General features: G+C 39.3%; 22 protein-coding genes. All 22 read left to right on the forward strand.

Features of this window, described 5'->3' with window-relative positions; translation table 11 throughout:
• Window positions 1-122: 122 nt before the first annotated feature.
• The 22 genes from nuoA (at window position 123) to mreB (ending at window position 20,652) form a co-directional block, all read left to right on the forward strand.
• On the forward strand, window positions 123-491 hold the full coding sequence (gene nuoA / locus B5P40_RS03185) for an NADH-quinone oxidoreductase subunit NuoA (protein WP_000179270.1): 369 nt from the start codon (window positions 123-125) through the stop codon (window positions 489-491).
• Window positions 482-1,000 carry an NADH-quinone oxidoreductase subunit NuoB gene (gene nuoB, locus B5P40_RS03190; protein ID WP_002089729.1) on the forward strand — a complete coding sequence of 173 codons (519 nt, stop codon included), beginning with the start codon at window positions 482-484 and terminating at the stop codon, window positions 998-1,000. The genes nuoA and nuoB overlap by 10 nt, the downstream gene beginning before the upstream one ends.
• The gene (locus B5P40_RS03195; protein ID WP_113708826.1) at window positions 997-2,238 is read left to right on the forward strand and encodes an NADH-quinone oxidoreductase subunit C; all 1,242 of its coding nucleotides are present in this window, start codon (window positions 997-999) and stop codon (window positions 2,236-2,238) included. Before nuoB ends, B5P40_RS03195 begins: the two co-directional genes overlap by 4 nt.
• A 3-nt stretch (window positions 2,239-2,241) precedes the next feature.
• Window positions 2,242-3,342 carry an NADH-quinone oxidoreductase subunit NuoD gene (nuoD, locus tag B5P40_RS03200; RefSeq protein ID WP_113708827.1) on the forward strand — a complete coding sequence of 367 codons (1,101 nt, stop codon included), beginning with the start codon at window positions 2,242-2,244 and terminating at the stop codon, window positions 3,340-3,342.
• On the forward strand, window positions 3,342-4,343 hold the full coding sequence (gene nuoH / locus B5P40_RS03205; protein WP_002068471.1) for an NADH-quinone oxidoreductase subunit NuoH: 1,002 nt from the start codon (window positions 3,342-3,344) through the stop codon (window positions 4,341-4,343). Before nuoD ends, nuoH begins: the two co-directional genes overlap by 1 nt.
• A 25-nt stretch (window positions 4,344-4,368) precedes the next feature.
• Window positions 4,369-4,788 carry an NADH-quinone oxidoreductase subunit NuoI gene (gene nuoI, locus B5P40_RS03210; protein ID WP_002016193.1) on the forward strand — a complete coding sequence of 140 codons (420 nt, stop codon included), beginning with the start codon at window positions 4,369-4,371 and terminating at the stop codon, window positions 4,786-4,788.
• Complete coding sequence (locus B5P40_RS03215) at window positions 4,785-5,309, forward strand: NADH-quinone oxidoreductase subunit J (RefSeq protein ID WP_001012819.1); 525 nt, start codon at window positions 4,785-4,787, stop codon at window positions 5,307-5,309. The genes nuoI and B5P40_RS03215 overlap by 4 nt, the downstream gene beginning before the upstream one ends.
• On the forward strand, window positions 5,302-5,616 hold the full coding sequence (gene nuoK / locus B5P40_RS03220; RefSeq protein WP_000100081.1) for an NADH-quinone oxidoreductase subunit NuoK: 315 nt from the start codon (window positions 5,302-5,304) through the stop codon (window positions 5,614-5,616). Before B5P40_RS03215 ends, nuoK begins: the two co-directional genes overlap by 8 nt.
• A 29-nt stretch (window positions 5,617-5,645) precedes the next feature.
• Window positions 5,646-7,508: an NADH-quinone oxidoreductase subunit L gene (gene nuoL / locus B5P40_RS03225; RefSeq protein WP_105589842.1), complete on the forward strand. Its 1,863-nt coding sequence runs from the start codon at window positions 5,646-5,648 to the stop codon at window positions 7,506-7,508.
• Window positions 7,505-9,007 carry an NADH-quinone oxidoreductase subunit M gene (locus B5P40_RS03230; RefSeq protein ID WP_113708828.1) on the forward strand — a complete coding sequence of 501 codons (1,503 nt, stop codon included), beginning with the start codon at window positions 7,505-7,507 and terminating at the stop codon, window positions 9,005-9,007. The genes nuoL and B5P40_RS03230 overlap by 4 nt, the downstream gene beginning before the upstream one ends.
• Window positions 9,008-9,014: 7 nt before the next feature.
• Window positions 9,015-10,529 carry an NADH-quinone oxidoreductase subunit NuoN gene (nuoN, locus tag B5P40_RS03235; RefSeq protein WP_113708903.1) on the forward strand — a complete coding sequence of 505 codons (1,515 nt, stop codon included), beginning with the start codon at window positions 9,015-9,017 and terminating at the stop codon, window positions 10,527-10,529.
• A gap of 214 nt (window positions 10,530-10,743) precedes the next feature.
• Complete coding sequence (locus tag B5P40_RS03240) at window positions 10,744-10,980, forward strand: DUF1146 family protein (RefSeq protein ID WP_002174331.1); 237 nt, start codon at window positions 10,744-10,746, stop codon at window positions 10,978-10,980.
• Between the two features lie 51 nt (window positions 10,981-11,031).
• Entirely contained in the window at window positions 11,032-11,736 is a 705-nt protein-coding gene (locus B5P40_RS03245; RefSeq protein ID WP_429683583.1) for a YwmB family TATA-box binding protein, read from the forward strand.
• Window positions 11,737-11,775: 39 nt separating this feature from the next.
• Window positions 11,776-13,080, forward strand: coding sequence for a UDP-N-acetylglucosamine 1-carboxyvinyltransferase (gene murA / locus B5P40_RS03250; RefSeq protein WP_002068497.1), 1,305 nt, complete (start codon window positions 11,776-11,778; stop codon window positions 13,078-13,080).
• A 562-nt stretch (window positions 13,081-13,642) separates the two neighbouring features.
• On the forward strand, window positions 13,643-14,662 hold the full coding sequence (gene spoIID, locus B5P40_RS03255) for a stage II sporulation protein D (protein WP_113708830.1): 1,020 nt from the start codon (window positions 13,643-13,645) through the stop codon (window positions 14,660-14,662).
• Window positions 14,663-14,807: 145 nt separating this feature from the next.
• Window positions 14,808-15,806, forward strand: coding sequence for a LytTR family transcriptional regulator DNA-binding domain-containing protein (locus tag B5P40_RS03260; protein ID WP_113708831.1), 999 nt, complete (start codon window positions 14,808-14,810; stop codon window positions 15,804-15,806).
• Window positions 15,807-15,985: 179 nt separating this feature from the next.
• Window positions 15,986-16,828, forward strand: coding sequence for an ABC transporter ATP-binding protein (locus tag B5P40_RS03265; protein WP_113708832.1), 843 nt, complete (start codon window positions 15,986-15,988; stop codon window positions 16,826-16,828).
• Window positions 16,828-17,532: an ABC transporter permease gene (locus B5P40_RS03270; protein WP_113708833.1), complete on the forward strand. Its 705-nt coding sequence runs from the start codon at window positions 16,828-16,830 to the stop codon at window positions 17,530-17,532. The genes B5P40_RS03265 and B5P40_RS03270 overlap by 1 nt, the downstream gene beginning before the upstream one ends.
• Window positions 17,533-17,692: 160 nt before the next feature.
• On the forward strand, window positions 17,693-18,631 hold the full coding sequence (spoIIQ, locus tag B5P40_RS03275; RefSeq protein WP_113708834.1) for a stage II sporulation protein SpoIIQ: 939 nt from the start codon (window positions 17,693-17,695) through the stop codon (window positions 18,629-18,631).
• A 141-nt stretch (window positions 18,632-18,772) separates the two neighbouring features.
• Window positions 18,773-18,907, forward strand: coding sequence for an ABC transporter ATP-binding protein (locus B5P40_RS03280; protein WP_113708835.1), 135 nt, complete (start codon window positions 18,773-18,775; stop codon window positions 18,905-18,907).
• A gap of 309 nt (window positions 18,908-19,216) precedes the next feature.
• A complete protein-coding gene (gene spoIIID, locus B5P40_RS03285; RefSeq protein WP_002089714.1) occupies window positions 19,217-19,489 on the forward strand; it encodes a sporulation transcriptional regulator SpoIIID in 273 nt (90 codons plus the stop codon).
• Window positions 19,490-19,650: 161 nt separating this feature from the next.
• Window positions 19,651-20,652 carry a rod shape-determining protein gene (gene mreB / locus B5P40_RS03290; protein ID WP_113708836.1) on the forward strand — a complete coding sequence of 334 codons (1,002 nt, stop codon included), beginning with the start codon at window positions 19,651-19,653 and terminating at the stop codon, window positions 20,650-20,652.
• Window positions 20,653-20,943 lie beyond the last annotated feature (291 nt).

Consider the following 20,943-nt stretch of genomic DNA (forward strand, 5'->3'; position numbering starts at 1 on the left):
GTTTGCTATAATGAATTAAATAGTTGCATTATTTAGAAAAAATTAAAAATAATAAATAATGCAAGTAAGACATATTGTTTACTATGTGAACTTGTTCTTAATTCAGGGGGGAGGGTTTCACAATGGCAAGTGTATATGAAAATAGTTATATGATCGTTTTGATTTTCTTGCTATTAGGTATATTGCTGCCGGTAGTGGCTCTTACATTAGGGAAAATGCTGCGTCCAAACAAACCGAGTGCAGCGAAAGCGACGACGTATGAGAGTGGAATTGAGCCTTTTCATGATGCAAATATTCGGTTTCATGCTCGTTATTACATTTTCGCTTTATTGTTCGTCATCTTTGATGTAGAAACTTTATTTTTATACCCATGGGCTGTTGCATATGACAAGCTTGGTTTATTTGCACTGATTGAAATGCTCATTTTTGTTGTGATGTTGCTAGTTGGATTAGCGTATGCTTGGAAAAAGAAGGTGTTACAATGGTTATAAATTTTGAGGAATTACACCCACAGGAGCGAGCGGAATTAGAAAGAAATATCTTTTTTTCTACATTGGAACAGTTGAAGGGATGGGCGCGGAGCAACTCTTTATGGCCGATGACATTTGGACTGGCATGCTGTGCGATTGAAATGATGGGAGTAGGCTCATCACACTACGATTTAGATCGATTTGGGTCATTTTTTCGGACTTCACCAAGACAATCGGACGTCATGATTGTGTCAGGAACGGTAACGAAGAAAATGGCACCTATTGTTCGGCGCCTATATGATCAAATGCCTGAACCGAAGTGGGTAATTGCGATGGGATCTTGTGCAACGGCCGGTGGTCCGTATGTGAATTCGTATGCTGTTGTGAAAGGTGTAGATCAAATTGTACCAGTTGATGTGTATATTCCTGGATGCCCTCCAAATCCTGCTGCTTTAATTTATGGAATTAATAAATTAAAAGAAAAAATTCGTTACGAGGCGAGGACCGGGAAGCAGGTGACGAATAAATGAGTGATCCAAATAAAGACTTAGAAAGTATGAAAAGAGAAGCAGCCCGTCATGCGAAAGAGGAAGCGCGAAAACGTCTTGCTGCGAAACATGGGGCGGAAATGTCTAAACTTGAAGGAGAACATCGAGAAAAAGAGAAAGCGCTACCAAAAGATAAGGGGATTAATGTAGAAGAAGCGAAGGCAAAGGCCGCAGCAGCTGCAAAAGCAAAAGCGGCGGCATTAGCGAAGCAAAAGCGAGAAGGATCAGAAGAAGTAACGGACGAGGAAAAAGTTAAAGCGAAGGCAAAGGCCGCAGCAGCTGCAAAAGCAAAAGCGGCGGCATTAGCGAAGCAAAAGCGAGAAGGATCAGAAGAAGTAACGGACGAGGAAAAAGTTAAAGCAAAGGCGAAAGCCGCAGCAGCCGCAAAAGCAGCGGTATTAGCGAAGCAAAAGCGAGAAGGATCAGAAGAAGTAACGGACGAAGAAAAAGCCAAAGCGAAGGCGAAAGCCGCAGCAGCCGCAAAAGCAGCGGTATTAGCGAAGCAGAAGCGAGAAGGATCAGAAGAAGTAACGGACGAAGAAAAAGTTAAAGCAAAGGCGAAAGCAGCTGCAAAAGCAAAAGCAGCAGCGTTAGCGAAGCAGAAAGCCTCACAAGGTGAGGGGGATTCTGGAGATGAGAAAGCAAAGGCAATTGCAGCCGCGAAAGCGAAAGCCGCTGCTGCGGCAAGGGCAAAGGGATCTGTAAATAAGATAGAAGACGAACTGCAGCAGGAAGAACCATCAGTTAACCAACCATATTTAAATCGCTATGTGGAGGTTGTTAAGGAGAGGGTAGGAGAATATGCATTAGTAGATTCCTATATTAATAAGCTTTCAAAAGATGTTCCAACGCTTGTGGCGGAGCCTTCGAAATATTATGAAGTGATGGAATTGCTAAGATTCCATGAGGGACTTGCTTTTGATTATATGTCAGAGCTACATGCGACGGATTTTGTGACACATATGGAAGTATACGTTCATTTATTTTCATATGGAAAGAAACAGTCAGTAGCAGTGAAGGTAAAGCTGGATAGGGAAGCGCCGCAAGTAGAATCGGTGACGCCGCTTTGGAAAGGGGCAGATTGGCCGGAGCGCGAAGTGTATGATTTGCTCGGTATTGTGTTTAAAGGTCATCCTAATTTATCTCGCATTTTAATGCCTGATGATTGGGTGGGGTATCCGCTTAGAAAGGATTATGAACCGTATGATGTGGAGGTGTAGCTTGTGATCCGTACGGAAGAGATGCTCTTAAATGTAGGGCCGCAGCATCCGAGTACACATGGTGTGTTTCGGCTTGTAATTAAGATTGACGGGGAAATTATTAAAGAGGCTACACCGGTTATCGGATATTTACATCGCGGAACAGAAAAGATCGCTGAGAGCTTGCAATATACACAAATTATTCCGTATACAGATCGAATGGACTATTTATCAGCAATGACGAATAATTACGTCCTTTGCCACGCTGTAGAGACGATGATGGATCTTGAGATTCCAGAGCGTGCTGAATATTTACGGGTGCTTGCGATGGAGCTTGGGAGAGTTGCGAGCCATCTCGTCTGGTGGGGAACGAACCTGCTTGATATAGGAGCGGTTAGTCCATTTTTATATGCCTTTCGTGAACGAGAGATGATTATAAATTTATTAAGTGAATTGTGCGGTGCAAGGCTTACTTTCAACTATATGAGAGTCGGCGGCGTGAAGTGGGATGCGCCAGACGGCTGGATTGAAAAGGTGAAAGAGTTTGTTCCGTATATGAGAGAGCAGTTGGAAGGGTATCACGACCTTGTTAGCGGAAATGAAATTTTCTTAAATCGTGTGAAAGGCGTTGGCGTATATAGCGCGGAAGAGGCGATCTCGTATTCTTTAAGCGGCGCAAATTTACGGTGCACGGGAGTCCACTGGGATCTTCGTAAAGATGAGCCGTATTCTATTTATGATCGTTTTGATTTTGATATCCCTGTTGGGAGCACGGGAGATGCTTGGGACCGATACGTTTGCCGGATGAAGGAAATTGAGGAGTCATTAAAAATTATTGAGCAAGCAGCCGAGCAGTTCCCAAAAGATGGAGCTGTTATAGCGAAAGTGCCGAAAATTATTAAAGCACCTAAGGGAGAAGCGTTCGTCCGTATAGAGTCACCGCGGGGAGAGATTGGCTGTTATATTGCTAGTGATGGAAAGAAAGAGCCGTACCGCTTGAAATTTCGCAGACCGTCTTTTTATAATTTGCAAATCTTACCGAAGTTATTGAAAGGTGAAAACATCGCCAATTTAATTACGATTTTAGGTGGGGTTGATATTGTACTTGGGGAGGTTGACGGCTAATGATTGAGACGCTCTTACAATCACCTTCAAGCTGGACGAATTTCTTCATTTTTTTCGGATTAGCGGTGCTTCTATTATTTGCAGTCCTTGGCTTCGTTACATACGGTATTTTGGCAGAACGGAAAGTGATGGGATTTATGCAAGGACGGATTGGACCAAACCAAGTTGGGGGCCGGTTCGGTTTACTCCAAACGGTAGCTGATGTTTTGAAATTATTATTAAAAGAAGATAGTATTCCGAAAGCTGCAGATAAACCGTTGTTTATATTAGCTCCTGTTATTGCATTCGCACCAGCATTTATGGTGCTTGCGGTTATCCCGTTTACTGATAAATTTCAGTTTGCGGATATTGGCGTAGGGTTACTGTATTACATTGCTGTCTCTGGGATTACGACGATTGGAGTTGTAACTGGGGGATGGGCATCAAATAATAAATATTCCCTTTTAGGAGGGATGCGCGCAGCAGCGCAAATGATTTCTTATGAGATTCCACTTGTGATGAGTGTAATTGGCGTCGTTTTGTTAGCTGGTAGTCTTAACTTGAATGAAATTGTAGCGGCGCAGGAAAAGGTATGGTACATTTTCGCACAGCCAATCGGTTTCGTCATTTTCTTAATCGCGGCAGTTGCAGAGTTAAATAGGACACCGTTTGATTTACCCGAAGCGGAGTCAGAACTTGTTTCAGGATACCATACGGAATACTCAGGTTTTCGCTGGGCGTTTTTCATGCTTTCAGAGTATGTGTATTTCTTCGGGATGTCATCTTTAATTACAGTACTCTTTTTAGGAGGCTGGAATCCAGTTATGTTCCTTGGGTTTATTCCAGGAGCCGTATGGTTTGCTTTGAAATTCAGCAGTGTGGTCTTTCTATTGATTTGGTTCCGCGTTACGTTCCCGCGCATAAGAGGTGACCAGTTAATGGAGTTTGGTTGGAAAGTATTATTACCAATCGCACTTGCAAATATTTTCTTAACGGCATTGATTAAGGAGCTATTCTTCTAATCTATAAAGGGGGTGCCAGTAAGAGATGAAAGGACTATTTAAAGGGTTAAAATATACGCTTAGTAATTTGAGTAAGAAAAAGGTAACGTATGATTATCCAAATCAACCGTTGCCATTACCAGACCGATTTCGAGGTATTCAAAAGTTTTATCCAGAGAAATGTATTGTTTGTAATCAGTGTTCCAATATTTGTCCGACAGATTGCATTCAATTAACAGGAAAAAAACATCCTGATCCTACGAAAAAAGGGAAAATTATCGACACGTATGATATTAATTTTGAAATTTGTATTCTTTGCGATTTATGTACAGAAGTTTGCCCGACAGAGGCGATCGTAATGACAAATAACTTTGAACTTGCAGAGTATTCACGTGATGATTTATTTAAAAATTTGCAGTGGCTTGACGAGAACGACGAGAACATCAGGAAGGAGAATAAAGCATGAACGGCGAGTTTGTAGCTTTCTTTATATTATCCTTGTCTGCGATTATCGGCGGCGTTCTTATGCTGAATTTAACGAAAGTAATGCATATGATGCTGGCCCTTGTGCTTACGTTCCTTAGCATTGCGGGTTTGTACTTTCTCTTATCAGCCGAATTTATCGGAGTGGCACAAATTTTACTTTACTCTGGTGCAATCACTATTATTATGATTTTTGGCATTATGTTAACGAAACATAACGCGGAAAATGAATCGCGCCTTACTCTTCGAAAATGGATTATCTTCTTTGCGGTTGTAGCATTTGGAGCAGTTATGTATTTCGCTGTTAATAGTATCGATTTTTCAAATCAAAGCACACAAGGAAGTTTACCTCTCCATGAAAATAACACACTTCAAATCGGTACACTTCTCTATTCAAAATATATTATTCCATTCGAATTAACCTCAGTTATTTTACTTGTAGCACTTGTAGGAGCGATTATCCTTGCGAAGAAGGATGAGGGAGAGGAGGATTCCCATGAGTAGCGTTCCGGCTTCTGCGTATTTAACACTTGCGATTATTTTGTTTTGCATCGGCTTATTTGGAGCTTTAACAAAGCGAAATACAGTAATTGTACTAGTTTGTATCGAATTGATGTTAAACGCCGCCAATTTAAATCTAGTAGCGTTTAGTAAATTAGGCTTGTTTCCGAATTTAACAGGACAAATTTTTTCGCTGTTTACGATGTCTGTAGCGGCAGCGGAGGCAGCGGTAGGTCTTGCAATTTTGATTGCTTTGTACCGTAATCGCCCGACAGTTCATGTAGATGAGATGGATACGCTCAAAGGATAGCATTGTGACCGAAAAGGGGGAAGGAAACAATGATCGATTATGCATGGCTCATACCGCTTTTCCCGCTTGTTTCGTTTTTGTTACTTATTGTGTTCGGGAAGAAAATTAGAGAGGGAAGTAGTGTACTAGGTATTTTCTTTACCTTTCTCTCCTTTATATCCGCGGTAGTGGTACTAATAGAACGGTTTTCATCCGAGGCAGTGAAGCATAAGTGGGTATGGCTTAGGGTAGGAGATATAGATATATCATTTGGTTTTGAAGTTACCGCATTAGGGGCTTTAATGTTGTTTATCGTTACGCTTGTGAGTTTTCTTGTACATGTGTACTCAAAAGGTTATATGAAAGGTGACACCAGATTACCAACCTTTTATGCATATTTAGGGCTCTTTACCTTTGCGATGCTTGGGCTAGTTATATCGACGAATTTATTACAGCTTTATATATTTTGGGAGTTAGTCGGCCTTGGTTCGTTTTTACTTATCGGTTTTTATTTCTTTAAAGAAGAAGCGAAGGCTGCTGCGAAAAAGGCTTTTATTATGACACGCATTGGGGATGTTGGGCTATTTATTGGGATGATATTAATTTTTTGGCACGCAGGTAGTTTTGAATATGACGCGATTTTTAAAGCGATTCATACGGGTGACCTCTCTCCTTCTATGATTACAATAACGGCGATATTAATTTTTATCGGTGCGATGGGGAAATCGGGTCAGTTCCCGCTTCATACATGGTTGCCAGATGCAATGGAAGGACCGACGCCTGTTTCGGCGCTTATTCATGCGGCAACGATGGTTGCAGCCGGCGTATATTTAGTAGCGACGATGTTCCCGCTATTTTCAGCAAGTGCGGTAGCGATGCAAACTGTGGCAATCGTTGGGGCTTTCACCGCAATCTTTGCGGCCTCTATCGGTCTAGTGCAAACTGATATTAAGAGGGTTCTTGCTTACTCTACAGTTAGTCAGCTCGGGTATATGATGCTTGCGCTAGGCTCGGCTGGTTATGTAGCTGGTATCTTTCACTTAACGACACACGCCTTTTTTAAAGCATTATTGTTCCTGGCAGCAGGAAGTGTAATTCATGCAGTCCATACGCAAAACATTAATAAAATGGGCGGTTTACAGAAAAAGATGAAATTAACCGGTGCACTATTTTTAATAGGCACACTTGCAATTAGTGGTGTTCCTCTGCTTTCCGGATTTTTTAGTAAAGATGAAATTTTAGCGGCGGCTTGGATGAATGGCAATTACTTTCTATTCGTTTTAGCAGTAATTGCGGCATTTCTAACAGCATTTTATATGTTCCGTCTATATTTTCTTGTCTTTACGGGGGAAACGAAGACGAAGGAAGAGGTGCATGAATCACCTCGCACCATGACGTATCCGATGATTGTCCTTGGTGTTCTTGCGGTAGTGGCAGGTTATATAAATACACCGTGGTTCGGAACGTTTCTTGGGGATTGGCTTACGAAAGATATAGGATTCCAGGTGAAGGAAGTGCATGGACCTGTTTGGATTATGGTTGTTGCGACGCTCGTTTCATTTGCGGGAATTGCCCTCGCATATTTCATATATGGCAAGAAATCTATCTCTAGAGATTGGGCCGGCGGAGAAGCGACGTCTTTTTATAACCTTTTGAAAGAAAAATATTATGTGGATGAACTATACAATGCGACGGTTCTTCCTATTACGAAAGGAATCGCTCATGTGCTTCGCTTATTTGAAGTATACGTTGTAGAAGGAATCGCAGTTTTAATTGCTGGACTCGTTAAAGGTATGAGTGGACTAGGATCGCGGCTTCAAAACGGGAATGTACAAGTGTATGGAACTGTAACAGCAGTTTCGCTCGCAGTGCTCCTAATTATTTTGTTATATACGGGAGGGGATTTACGGTGAATGGATTGCTATTAACGTTCTTCATTTTTTCCCCGCTTTTAGGAATTCTCTTGCTTTTATTAACGCCGAAACGAGAATCGCGTACAGTGCAGGCGCTTGGTTTATTCGGAACGGCGCTTCCATTTGGAATTACTATCGTCCTTGCTTGTACATACGCTTCAGGAAAGAGCTTATCGATATTTGATGAAAAAGTGAAATGGATTAAATTTGGGGATTTCACAGCAGTGGACAAAAGGTGGTTTTCAATTTATTACGAGCTCGGCATTGATGGTTTATCGCTTATAATGATGGTGCTCACAGCCCTTCTAGCGATGCTTGCAGCTATTGCGGCATTTTCTATTAAAAGAAATTTGAAAGCATTCTACATGCTGTTACTCATGTTAGAAATAGGTATGCTCGGTGTCTTCGCTGCTCAAAATTTAATGTTGTTCTTCATGTTCTTTGAGATTACGTTGCCACCAATGTTTTTATTAATTGGCAAGTGGGGGAAATTGTCGAGTGAAAAGGCTGCATATAGTTATTTAATATATAACGGTATTGGATCAGCTATTTTACTTATCGTTTTCTCGGTTTTATTTGCGAAAACAGGTACAACAAATATTGCGGAGCTTAAAGAAATATTAACGAGTGTAGGTGCTGGGGGAGGAATGGCCGTCTCAAGTAGCGTACAGTTCGGCTTGTTTCTTGCCATAATGATTGCTTTTGCGATTAAACTCCCTGTTTTCCCTTTGCATCGCTGGATGGTCAATGTACACATAGAAGCGCATCCTGCTGTAGTTATGCTTCACGCGGGGGTTTTGCTGAAGATTGGCGCGTACGGTATTGTTCGCTTCGGGAAAGGATTATTCCCAGAATATTTTCGTGATTTTGCAACGCTAATTGCGATTTTAGGGGTAATTAATTTATTGTATGGGGCCTTTCTAGCACTCATCCAAACGGACTTTAGAAAGGTACTTGCTTACTCTAGTATTTCGCATATGGGCATTGTATTAATGGGGCTTGCGGCGTTAAATGCACCAGGTACACAAGGGGCATTGTTCCAAGTTGTGTCTCACGGTTTAATTGCGGCCTTACTCTTCTTCTTGCTTGGCATTATTGAAGAGCGTTTCGGGACTTCGGATATTACAGCACTTGGTGGACTTGCAAAAAGTGTTCCGGTGCTTAGCGGTTTCTTCCTAGCGGGCGGTATGGCATCGCTTGGAATGCCAGGGATGTCCGGATTTATTAGCGAATTCCTTGCCTTTCTCGGTTTATTCCAAGGGAAACCTGTTATCGCCGCCGTCGGTGTAATTGGAATTATTTTAACCGCTGTATACGTATTAAGAGCGACACTTCAAGTGATATTTGGTAAGAAAGAATGGGAAGCGAAATTTGATATACACGGATGGGAGTACGTTCCTGTTATAGTGCTTATCGTTTGTATTATTGCAATTGGGGTAATGCCAGAACTACTAGGGGATCCACTTCAAACTACATTGAAAACATTGGGGGTGAAGTAGGATGGATATGAACACGTTACTTAGCTTATCATGGCATCTCATGGTACCAGAATTCATTATTCTCGGGGCAGCCATCCTTCTTTCCATATGTGATTTGTTTTTTAAGCTGAACCATAGGTACGTTGCGATTGGTGCAATTGCCGCTGCCTTGTTAGCGATAGTGTCATTAATGACGCTATATAGCGAACCGGCAGGAGATATTTTAAATGGATCGTTTGTACTAGATGGATTTTCAAAAGGATTTAAAACGTTGTTATTAGGCGGAGCAGCTCTCGTTTTATGTATGGCAATAAGCGATGACAAGAAGGAGCCTATTCAAGATAAAGGAGAATATTATTATTTGTTTTTAATGGCGCTTCTTGGAGCGATGTTCATGGCTTCTAGCGTTGATTTCATCACACTATTCGTCGGTTTAGAGTTGCTTTCGCTTTCTTCATACATTCTAGTAGGAATCCGAAAGAGAAACCGCGCATCAAATGAGGCAGCGATGAAATATGTCATTAACGGAGGCATTGGAACAGCAATTACGCTCTTTGGAATGAGTTACTTATACGGTATTACAGGGTCGACCAACATAGTGGAAATGCAAAAGGCATTTACGCAAGGGTTGGCTGGTGGCATTCAATTATTGTTAGCTCTCGCATTTCTACTTTTGCTCGTTGGACTCTCATTCAAAATTGCAACAGTGCCATTTCATATGTGGGCACCAGATGTGTATGAGGGAGCGGCTACACCTGTCACTGCTTTTCTCGGAACGATTTCTAAAATTGCTGGTTTTCTACTCATTACGCGTTTGTTTCTTATGGTGTTTGCAGGCGTGGCAATCCAAGGAGACGCACAATCTTTGTACGGGCGTATGAGTATATACATTGCGGTACTAGCTAGTATTACGATGATTATTGGGAATGTAGTAGCATTAAAGCAATACAACGTAAAACGTCTATTTGCCTATTCAGGTATCGCGCATGCTGGGTATTTGCTAGTCCCCCTTGTAGCGCTATCACAGTTTACGATGGATAGTATGTGGTTTTATATGCTTGCATATATGCTTATGAATATAGGAGCATTTGCAATCATCCACGGATTAATCTTACAAAATGATAAGGAAAATATGACGATTTTTACAGGGTTATATAAGCGATCCCCATTTACAGCTATAGTGATGACGGTCTTTATTTTATCATTAGCTGGAATACCGGGGACAGCAGGTTTCATCGGAAAAATTAACATCTTTTTAGGGGCACTTCATGTTGAACCTGCTCATTACGTATTAGCTTCTATTATGATGGGGACAACAGTTGTTTCATTCGTATATTACTTCCGGATATTACAGCAAATGTTTTTCCGCACGGGAGAAACAGAAGAAAAGCTTCGATTACCGTTAAATATAAAGATTGTCATGAGTCTTTGCGCAATTTCGATTGTAATACTAGGGATTATGCCGATGATTGGTTACAATTTCTTCTATGAATATTTTCCATTAATGAAAGATTTCTTCTTCTTAGGGAACGTGGTACAATAGTAAAAATAAAAGGTGTAGAGTCCATACTCTACGCTTTTTATTTTGGAGTAACAGCAAACGAAAACACCTATAGGTATATGTTTTTTAACAGAAAATTACGATGTAAAATGTAAGATGCTTATTTGTGTGTGAAAAAGTGTGGCTCCTACTTATTTATGGTATCGTTTTTTACATTTTGCATAAGTAGTAGCTAAGCAAAAAAGGGGTCGATTTTTTGGCACAACTTTTAGGGCAACAAGCACTGATTGCCATTGTTTCGCATTTATTGTTTATTACCATTACGTGGTGGGCCTTACAAGGTATTCACATTGAGCGCTTAATGAAGTCTGGGAAAGTGATGCAGACGAGAGTATTACTTATCCTAATTACAATTGCAATTGGGACATCTGTAAGTAACTTTTTCCTTGATTATTTAGGCTATTCAAAGAGTTTAACGTATTTAGTAAAGTAAGTGTATAGAACCTCATATCTCCGTTAACAATGGGGATAGGAGGGGATGAAGTTGAAGCTTAAAGCCATTCTTATCGTTATCGTAAGTGTTGTTTTATTTTTGGTTGGATATAGAGAGATGAAACCTATAAGCGATGAACAGAAAATGGAGAGCATGATTGCAGCTTTAGAGAAAAATGATGCAAAAGTAGAGCGGTGGTCATGGTTAGCGCGAGAAACGAAAACAATTTCTAATATACATACGTTTCAAAGTTTGTTAAACGATGTGAAGGAAAAGGCAAATATCCAAGAGTGGGAATTAGAACAATCTCCAGATGGATATAAAGCTACATCCTATAAAAAATCTCCTTCATATGAAGAACGAGTAGTAGTAACTTGGAGTAAGGAAAATACTAAAGAAAACACTTTCATTATATTTGAAGTAAGCGGGGCGAAATGGGACCCAAAGTATGTTCAGAGAATGAATAAAATTTTTAGCGAAAAACCTATAATTTACACTTGTGTTCAAGGTGTATTGAATGATAAGATTGAAGGTGTTTTGCAAAATAAAACCAATCAGGTTTTGAAAGATCTTTCAGCAAGAGCGATCGAGCAGATAGAAGAAAGAGCATTTGTATCAGTCTCCGCATATAATAAAAAGTGGAATGACGCTCTTTCAACAAATAGAGAGAAAATAAATGTGCAAATAGCAATACGTTCTACAAACAACAAAGATACAATTGTGGTTGGCACACCGATCATAACTTCTGAGTATTGAGTGAATAGATACTGAAAAAAGGACACGGAGGGGAATAATTTGGAAAAGATCATCGTCCGTGGCGGAAAGCGGTTAAGCGGCACAGTGCGTGTTGAGGGCGCAAAAAATGCTGTATTACCTATAATCGCTGCAGCCCTATTAGCGAGTGACGGAAAGAATGTACTATCTGAAGTACCAGTATTATCTGATGTATACACAATTAACGAGGTATTACGTCATTTAAATGCTGAAGTCGTATTTGAAAATAACCAAGTAACAATCGATTCTTCTAAAGAATTAAACATTGAAGCACCATTTGAGTATGTACGTAAGATGCGTGCATCTGTTCAAGTAATGGGACCATTATTAGCACGTAACGGTCGTGCTCGTATTGCACTTCCTGGTGGATGTGCAATTGGTTCACGTCCAATTGACCAACATTTAAAAGGCTTCGAAGCAATGGGAGCGAAAGTAAAAGTTGGTAATGGATTTGTTGAGGCACACGTAGAGGGAGAACTAAAAGGAGCTAAAATTTATTTAGACTTCCCAAGCGTAGGCGCAACAGAAAACATTATGTCTGCAGCTACATTAGCAAAAGGGACAACAGTCCTTGAAAACGCAGCGAAAGAGCCAGAAATCGTTGACTTAGCTAACTTCTTAAATGCAATGGGAGCGAAAGTACGCGGAGCTGGAACTGGAACGATTCGTATTGAAGGCGTTGAGAAATTATATGGTGCAAACCACCCTATTATTCCTGACCGTATTGAAGCAGGAACATTCATGGTTGCAGCGGCAATTACAGGTGGAGACATCTTAATTGAAAATGCTGTGCCTGAACATTTACGCTCAATTACAGCGAAAATGGAAGAAATGGGTGTTAAAATTATTGAGGAAAATGAAGGTGTACGTGTTATCGGCCCAGATAAGTTAAAAGCGGTTGATATTAAAACTATGCCTCATCCAGGTTTCCCAACAGACATGCAATCACAAATGATGGCATTATTACTACATGCTGATGGAACAAGTATGATTACAGAAACGGTATTCGAAAACCGCTTTATGCACGTTGAAGAATTCCGTCGTATGAATGCTGATATTAAAATCGAAGGTCGTTCTGTAATTATGAACGGTCCAAGTAGCTTGCAAGGTGCTGAAGTAGGCGCAACTGATTTGCGTGCTGCAGCAGCATTAATTTTAGCTGGTTTAGTATCAGAAGGTTATACTCGTGTAACAGAGTTAAAACATCTTGACCGTGGTTATGTAGATTTCCATAAGAAATTAGCTGCATTAGGTGCAACTATTGAACGTGTAAACGAAAAAGTAGAAGAAGTGAAAGAACAAGAAGTTTCTGATCTTCACGCTTAATTAAAATAGTCTCTATGTCTTTTGACGTAGGGGCTATTTTTTTTGGGTTATTACTGTTATAGTCAATAAATTCTATACTTATGCACGTCTCAGTGAAAATATTTAGAGAATTTTCGTTTTATTTCGTTATTTGCGGTCAGTAAGACGCCCACCGCATTAAATTTTCGTTTTATCCCGCATTAACGATCAGTAAAACTCCCACCTCAAAATTCGGCTGGAGCAAAGAAGTTAGGTGGGAGTCGGGCTGCCCATAAAAGCCCAATTGGTGAGGGCTAATAATCAGTGGGGGATGAACAAAACCCCCACTGATTATAGTTTCACTTTATATCGATACCCCCAAGTATGTTCTAAAAGATCCCGTATTTCCATAAGAATGAAAGGAATCCAACTTTATCCCGCTATTTGCGGTCAATAAAACTCCCACCTCAAAATTCGGCTGAAGCAAAGAAGTTAGGTGGGAGTCGGGCTGCCCGTAAAAGCCCGATTGGTTCAACTAATAATCAGTGGGGGATGAACAAACCCCCCCACTGATTAAAGTTTCACTTTATATTGGGGGAATAGGATGAAATTTTCAAAGCCACTTTTCATTACAGTAGCGCTCCTAATAGCGCTCGTTATCATTGTACCTGCTGCTCTTGTTATTCCGTTTGCGAAAGCAAAAGTAGGGGAAGAAGCAGCTTCTAAAACTCCTCCAGCGATAGAAAGTATACCAGCTCCAGGGAAAGTGGATACAGCGGTTCAAGTTGCTGTATATCGTGATCAGCAGAAGAAGGTAGAAACATTACCTATGGAGGAGTATGTGGCCGGTGTAGTAGCTTCTGAGATGAATGCCAGCTTTGAAATAGAGGCGCTAAAGGCGCAGGCATTAGCAGCAAGAACATTTGTAGTGCAGCGCATGCTAAGCGGTGGTAAGAAAAACAATGCGGACGTGACAGATACGGTGAAAGATCAAGTGTACAAAAGCAAAGAGGAATTGAAGAAACAATGGGGTAATAACTACGAAAGTAATTTAAAGAAAATTGAGGAAGCCGTTTCGAAAACAGCAGGACAAGTTTTAACGTATGATGGAAAACCAATTTCAGCATCCTTCTTCTCAACGAGTAACGGCCGAACAGAAAATGCAGCTGATTATTGGGGAAATGATTATCCGTACTTAAAGAGTGTAGATAGTCCGTGGGATCAAGCCTCTCCAAAATTTACGAGTGAGCAAAAATTCACAGTAGCTGATTTTCAAAAACGCCTCGGTGTGAAAGTACTAGCGGACGGAAAGGTTGGTAATATTAAAGACCTTACGGAAGGAAAGCGAGTAAAGGATGTAGCGTTTCAAGGAAAAACATTAACAGGAAAACAAGTTCGTGAAAAGTTAGACTTACGCTCCTCAGATTTTACGTGGAAACAAGAAGGAGATAACATCACCGTTACAACGAAAGGGTTCGGTCACGGCGTCGGTATGAGCCAGTACGGTGCGAATGGTATGGCAGCGGAAGGTAAGAAATATACAGATATAGTCGCTCATTACTATAAAGGTGTTGAAATAAAGACGATGAACGAGTATGAAGGGAAATTGATGGTGAAAAAATAGGCTGTAGGATTGGACGTATAGTGATTTTTCGACATAGTAAAAAAGGAGCTAATTTAAAATAGCTCCTTTTTGTTCTGCTTAAAATATCGTAATTTTCCATTATTTGTTTGGTATAATGAACTAAAAAACATTTGGGGGAGACAGAATGGCGTTATTGGAGTTGAAACAGTTAGGGAAGACGAACCAGTTACCAGCAGTTGAACTGAAGGTTGAAAAAGGGAAATGTGTTGTTTTGCAATGCAACAATCATACAGCTAAAGTGTTGCACCGTATTATTATCGGAGAAGAAGAGGCTTCCTCGGGCAGTGTGTTATTTGAAGGTGAATCGATTGGAAAGAAGATGTATTCACGCATCGGTTTTTGTTTTTTGAAAGATGAAGCATACGACCGTTTGAAGGTGAAAGAGTACTTCAAGTTTTTATTAGGGCTTTATGAATCAAATATGAGTATAGAAGGAGTAGTACAATATGTCGGTCTCCTAGATAAGTTAAACGTTAAAATAGAAAAATTATCATTTTCAGAGAAACGCCGTCTTCATATTGGGAGGATTATGATTCACAATCCGGATTTAGTCATTTTAGAAGAGCCAGAGCAAAATGTAGATACAGAGAGTACGATTATTATTCGAAAATCGATTATGAAAATGAAAGAACAAGGAAAGGCAATCTTTATTACGTCCTCCTTTTTATCAGATGCCCTTTCGCTGACAGAAGATGTATACATATTAAACAACGATGGTGTGAAAAAGATAGAAATAGAGCAAGAAGAAGTAGATGAAGAAAAAGTAGTTCAAATGATTCCGCAAATGAAACTTGAAAGAATTCCAGCGAAAGTGAACGATAAAATTATTTTACTGGATCCGATGGAAATTCATTTCATTGAAACGCAGAATGGAGTGACACATGTTCATGTGCGCGAAGGTGACTTCGTATGCGCATTAACATTAAGTGAACTAGAAACGAGATTAACAGGATTCGGATTCTTTAGATGTCATCGCTCGTACCTCGTTAATTTACAAAGAGTACGAGAAGTCATTACGTGGACACGTAATAGTTTTAGTTTAATTTTGGATGACGAAAGAAAAAGTTCAATCCCGCTTTCGAAAGGACGAATGGATGAATTAAAAGGTGTAATTGGACTATAAAAATGCTCCAATAAGCTCAAAATAGGATTCATTCACCGGTAAAAATACTCCTTTTACCGGTATTTTACTGCGTAACCCCTTTGTTTTTCATATGATTGAGTCAAGAAAAGCGAAACAAACAAACGAAAAGCGATAAAGCGACTTTCATCTATAAAAAGAAAAACAAAGGGGATGACGAAATGACATTGGCAATTGAAATGAAAGATGTAATGAAAACTTTCAACAAAAAAACAGCACTTCGAAATGTAAATATTGAGGTGAAGCAAGGAGAAATCTTTGGATTCCTCGGACCGAGTGGATCTGGTAAAACAACAACAGTGAAAATTTTAACTTCTCAATTGCTTCATAGTGTTGGAACGGTAAGAGTATTAGGAAAAGATATTACAGGGCCAAGTAGCATCGATTACAAACGAATTGGTATTTTAACAGACAATAGCGGCTTATACGAAAGACTTAGCATTTATGATAATTTACTATTATTTTGTGACTTATACGATTGTAAAAAAGAACGAATCGATGAAGTGCTAGCACAAGTGAACTTACTAGATGATAAAAAAACACAGGTGAAAAAATTATCAAAAGGAATGAAGCAGCGCGTCACATTAGCGAGAGCAATTCTTCATAAACCAGATATCCTCTTCTTAGATGAACCAACATCCGCACTTGATCCAGTAAACGTACAAAACATTCATAAAATCTTAAAAGACTTAAATAAAGAGGGAACAACGATTTTCTTAACGACTCACAATATGGATGAAGCAGAAACGCTTTGTAACCGCATTGCCTTTCTGTGCGGAGGAGAAATAGTAGCGCTTGATACACCTGAAAACCTTCGCTTGCAATATGCGAAAGACCAAATACAAGTTGTGTTAAAAGATAAGAAAAAAGAAACGGTACAAAAAGATGAATTAGGAGCAAAACGCATTTCAGAATGGATGAAAAAAGGTGAATTACTATCTATTCATTCACACGAGCCAACGTTAGGCGATATCTTTATTGAAGTTACTGGGAGGGGACTATAATGACATTTTCAATGAGACGTGTATCAGCTATTTTTAGGAAAGAAGTACAAGATTTTAAAACAAATTCACAAGTGTTGTTAATGGCATCTTTACCACTTATATTTTCGGTTATATATAGTAAATTTGGAGTGGGCAAGGAAGTGTTGGGTACTACTACTATAATGTCCTTCCTGTTTGTCGCAGGTTTTGTTCAATCTATGGTAATTGCAGAAGAAAAAGAAAAACATACACTACGTGTGTTAATGTTATCCCCAGCATCTTCTGTTGAAGTTCTTCTTGGAAAGAGTTTATTAACAGCGGGCCTGACGATGGTCATTTGTGTTGCGAATTTATTCATTTTAGATCAATTAAATATAAATCTTCCATTGGTAGGATTGATATTCTTATGTGGAACTATTTTATTTATCGCGATGGGAACAATGATTGGATTACTTGCATCTTCTGTACCGCAAACATCATTAATCGGAATGCCTATTTTAATGACAATGTATTTAGCTGTACAATTTGAGCCATTTGTCGAAAATAAAACAATTAAGACGATGATTGAATATCTTCCAACATCTCATATTACAAAAGCGATGAGCAGTTTAGTAGATGGAGCTAGTTTTAGTAGTATGGGTGGTCATGTGTTGAACGTTACAGTTTGGTTCATTCTTTCGCTTATTGCATGTTTGATTGTATATAAAAAGAAACAAATGGACTAAAAACTGAGCTCAAACGCTCAGTTTTTTCTTTTTTCATCATTTCCTCGGAAATCCTGCAATTCTTATACATATTTTTACAAATTTTGTCGAAAAGTAATTAGTTATAGGTTGTATAGGATGAGTTAATATTGTTCAAAATGATTGCTGAGGTGATGATGGAATGCGAGGAAGAAATAGTAAAAAGTCGCAAAAAGTAGTACATTTATTTCAAAAAAGATGGGTGTTTCCGGCACTATACATTGCTTGTGCAGCGGTAATCTTAATGGTTGCGCTATGGTTCCAGGGAGCTAATCCAAAGAAAGCTCCGAACCAAGATCAAGCAACACCGTATACACAAACGGAAGATCCAGCAGTACCGGTAACAAAATCTTCAGAAGTAGTGAAAATGCCAGCTGCAGCAAATGCAGCAGTAGTAGTACAGAAGAAATTCTATGAAGATGCAGCATCAGAGGCGGAACAAGAAAAAGCACTTGTCTTTTATAACAACACATATTCCCCAAATAAAGGAATCGACATTGCTGCGAAAAATGGAAAAGAATTTGATGTTACAGCTGCTTTAAGTGGTACAGTAACGAAAGCTGAAAAAGATTCACTTCTTGGTTATGTTGTAACAGTAGATAGTGGAAATGGTGTAGCAGCATCTTATCAAAGCTTAGGCAGTGTGAAAGTAGAAAAAGGTGCAAGAGTTACACAAGGTGAAGTGTTAGGAAAATCAGGTCTAAATGCAATGAATAAAGAGGCAGGTTCTTACGTTCACTTTGAAGTACGTAAAGACAATGTGGCTGTGAACCCTGAGCGTTACTTAAATAAATCAGTAGCAGAAATTAAAGCTGATGCAGGTGCTGCAAAGGCGACAAATGCTTCTGGCAAAAAAGCTGATGAGAAATCTCAAAAAGAAGAGAAATCAACAAGTGGTTCGACTAGTGATAAAGAGACGAACGGCAAACAAGATGAGAAATCTCAAAAAGAAGAAAAATCAACAAGCGGTTCGACTAGTGATAAAGAGACGAACGGCAAACAAGATGACAAATCTCAAAAAGAAGAAAAATCAACGAATGGTTCTACAGAATCATCTAACGGTTCTTCTTCACAAGAATAATAAAGTAAAAAAATCAGTTCTCATTAGGAGAGCTGATTTTTTTATTTTTATATAAAAATAATCAATTTCGAGAAAAAAGTTGCAATAACAAGGAAAAATGACGAGATTCTCGAATATATATTACAAAAGGGAGGGGATACTGTGTCATTTTTATCTGTTCTGTCGATTGCTATCATTTTATTGTTTGTTTTATTCGCTTTATATTATTATATTGCCGGTAAGAAAGAAGGTCCCCACCATCAGTTGTTAGAAGAAGAGTATGAAAGAGAAGAGTGACACCTTTTATAAAGAGGTGTCACTTTTTTTCGCCATAATTGTCATTGTTAACGTATTTCTCACAAAAAAAAGTAATTTTTCTTAACTTAGTCCGCAAAAATAGTGAACATGTAGCATATATCAGTAGTGCGGGCAATACAATGTTATAAACCAATGCAAAGAGAGTGTTTGAGGTGAGAAATCGTGAATCATTTCATTATAAATCCAAGAATGTTTAACGCTTACAAACAGCACTCACATTTACTTCATAGTCGTATGCAGCGAGTCTCATTTCACACTTCTCACATCCAATTTAGGGAGGCGAGTGGTGTGCACGATTACATCAAAGAGAGAACTATCAAGATTGGCAAGTATATCGTGGAGACAAGAAAGACAGTGCGTGTAATCGCAAAGGAGTTTGGGGTATCAAAGAGTACAGTCCATAAAGATTTAACAGAACGTTTGCCAGAAATTAATCCAGAGCTCGCAAATGAAGTGAAAGAAATTCTTGATTATCATAAGTCTATTCGTCATTTAAGAGGGGGAGAAGCAACAAAGCAGAAGTATAGAAAAGAAGATACTGAAAACCCTGTGCGCCAATAAATCTAAAATAGCAAACATTCCTTATTCATTCGGTAATATTTTTCAGAAAAATTCTTTTTGCGAATATTACGTTTCTGTTAAATTTATGATAAAATCAGGAATTAGGTGTAAAAGAATTCGGGTGTAACCTGATTTTGAATATCGAGGAGGAAAAGACGGGAATGTTTGCGCGTGATATCGGAATTGACCTAGGTACGGCTAACGTATTAATTCATGTTAAAGGTAAGGGTATTGTATTAAATGAGCCATCTGTTGTGGCAATTGATCGTAATAGTGGAAAAGTATTAGCAGTAGGTGAAGAAGCAAGAAGTATGGTGGGACGTACACCTGGTAATATTGTGGCAATTCGTCCGCTTAAAGATGGTGTAATCGCAGATTTCGAAATTACAGAAGCGATGTTAAAGTATTTCATTAACAAATTGGACGTAAAGAGCTTCTTTTCAAAGCCCCGCATTTTAATTTGTTGTCCAACAAATATCACATCTGTAGAACAAAAAGCAATTCGTGAAGCTGCTGAGCGTTCAGGTGGTAAAACAGTATTTTTAGAAGAAGAACCAAAAGTAGCCGCAGTTGGTGCTGGTATGGAAATCTTCCAACCAAGCGGAAACATGGTTGTTGATATTGGTGGAGGTACAACAGATATTGCCGTACTTTCTATGGGTGATATTGTTACCTCTTCCTCTATCAAAATGGCTGGCGATAAGTTTGATATGGAGATCTTAAACTACGTTAAACGTAAGTATAAGCTATTAATTGGAGAACGTACTTCAGAAAATATTAAAATTAAAGTTGGTACAGTATTCCCAGGTGCACGCAGTGAAGAGCTTGAAATTCGCGGACGTGACATGGTAACTGGTTTACCACGTACAATTACAGTATGCTCTGAAGAAATTACAGACGCACTAAAAGAAGACGCGAATATCATTGTACAAGCTGCAAAAGGCGTACTAGAGCGCACACCACCAGAACTATCTGCGGACATTATCGACCGCGGTGTTATTCTAACAGGCGGTGGAGCGTTATTACATGGTATCGACATGCTTCTAGCAGAAGAATTGAAGTTACCAGTATTAATTGCTGAAAACCCAATGCACTGTGTTGCAGTTGGTACCGGTATTATGTTAGAGAACATTGATAAATTGCCACATCGTATGTTGAAATAGTTATATAAAGGGTAGTAAAAAGTGCGAAGGAAATAGTTCCTTCGCACTTTTTTTGTAAATAAAAGAAAGTAAGAGGAGATTTGTAATGCCAGAAAAGAAAGCGCTTTCTTAAACGAGGTGTGACAATAGTTGTTAGGTTATTGTCATGGTTTGTAAATGGAAATTATGTTATAATCATCCTTGTGAATTTCGTGTGAACTTGATGTAAAATCTATGTAAATTTGTTTTGGATTTACATAGGGGAATTTGAGTCCTTCTTATCGTGCATAGGCGCAAGGGAAGCTCTAATTT

It is taken from the genome of Bacillus sp. SRB_8, assembly GCF_003264205.1.
Taxonomy (GTDB): domain Bacteria; phylum Bacillota; class Bacilli; order Bacillales; family Bacillaceae_G; genus Bacillus_A; species Bacillus_A mycoides.

Coding starts and splice junctions, on each gene's coding strand:
- nuoA (WP_000179270.1), top strand. CDS start 123: ATGGCAAGTGTATATGAAAATAGTTATATGATCGTTTTGATTTTCTTG.
- nuoB (WP_002089729.1), top strand. CDS start 482: ATGGTTATAAATTTTGAGGAATTACACCCACAGGAGCGAGCGGAATTA.
- B5P40_RS03195 (WP_113708826.1), top strand. CDS start 997: ATGAGTGATCCAAATAAAGACTTAGAAAGTATGAAAAGAGAAGCAGCC.
- nuoH (WP_002068471.1), top strand. CDS start 3,342: ATGATTGAGACGCTCTTACAATCACCTTCAAGCTGGACGAATTTCTTC.
- nuoI (WP_002016193.1), top strand. CDS start 4,369: ATGAAAGGACTATTTAAAGGGTTAAAATATACGCTTAGTAATTTGAGT.
- B5P40_RS03215 (WP_001012819.1), top strand. CDS start 4,785: ATGAACGGCGAGTTTGTAGCTTTCTTTATATTATCCTTGTCTGCGATT.
- nuoK (WP_000100081.1), top strand. CDS start 5,302: ATGAGTAGCGTTCCGGCTTCTGCGTATTTAACACTTGCGATTATTTTG.
- nuoL (WP_105589842.1), top strand. CDS start 5,646: ATGATCGATTATGCATGGCTCATACCGCTTTTCCCGCTTGTTTCGTTT.
- nuoN (WP_113708903.1), top strand. CDS start 9,015: ATGAACACGTTACTTAGCTTATCATGGCATCTCATGGTACCAGAATTC.
- spoIID (WP_113708830.1), top strand. CDS start 13,643: ATGAAATTTTCAAAGCCACTTTTCATTACAGTAGCGCTCCTAATAGCG.
- B5P40_RS03260 (WP_113708831.1), top strand. CDS start 14,808: ATGGCGTTATTGGAGTTGAAACAGTTAGGGAAGACGAACCAGTTACCA.
- B5P40_RS03265 (WP_113708832.1), top strand. CDS start 15,986: ATGACATTGGCAATTGAAATGAAAGATGTAATGAAAACTTTCAACAAA.
- B5P40_RS03270 (WP_113708833.1), top strand. CDS start 16,828: ATGACATTTTCAATGAGACGTGTATCAGCTATTTTTAGGAAAGAAGTA.
- spoIIQ (WP_113708834.1), top strand. CDS start 17,693: ATGCGAGGAAGAAATAGTAAAAAGTCGCAAAAAGTAGTACATTTATTT.
- mreB (WP_113708836.1), top strand. CDS start 19,651: ATGTTTGCGCGTGATATCGGAATTGACCTAGGTACGGCTAACGTATTA.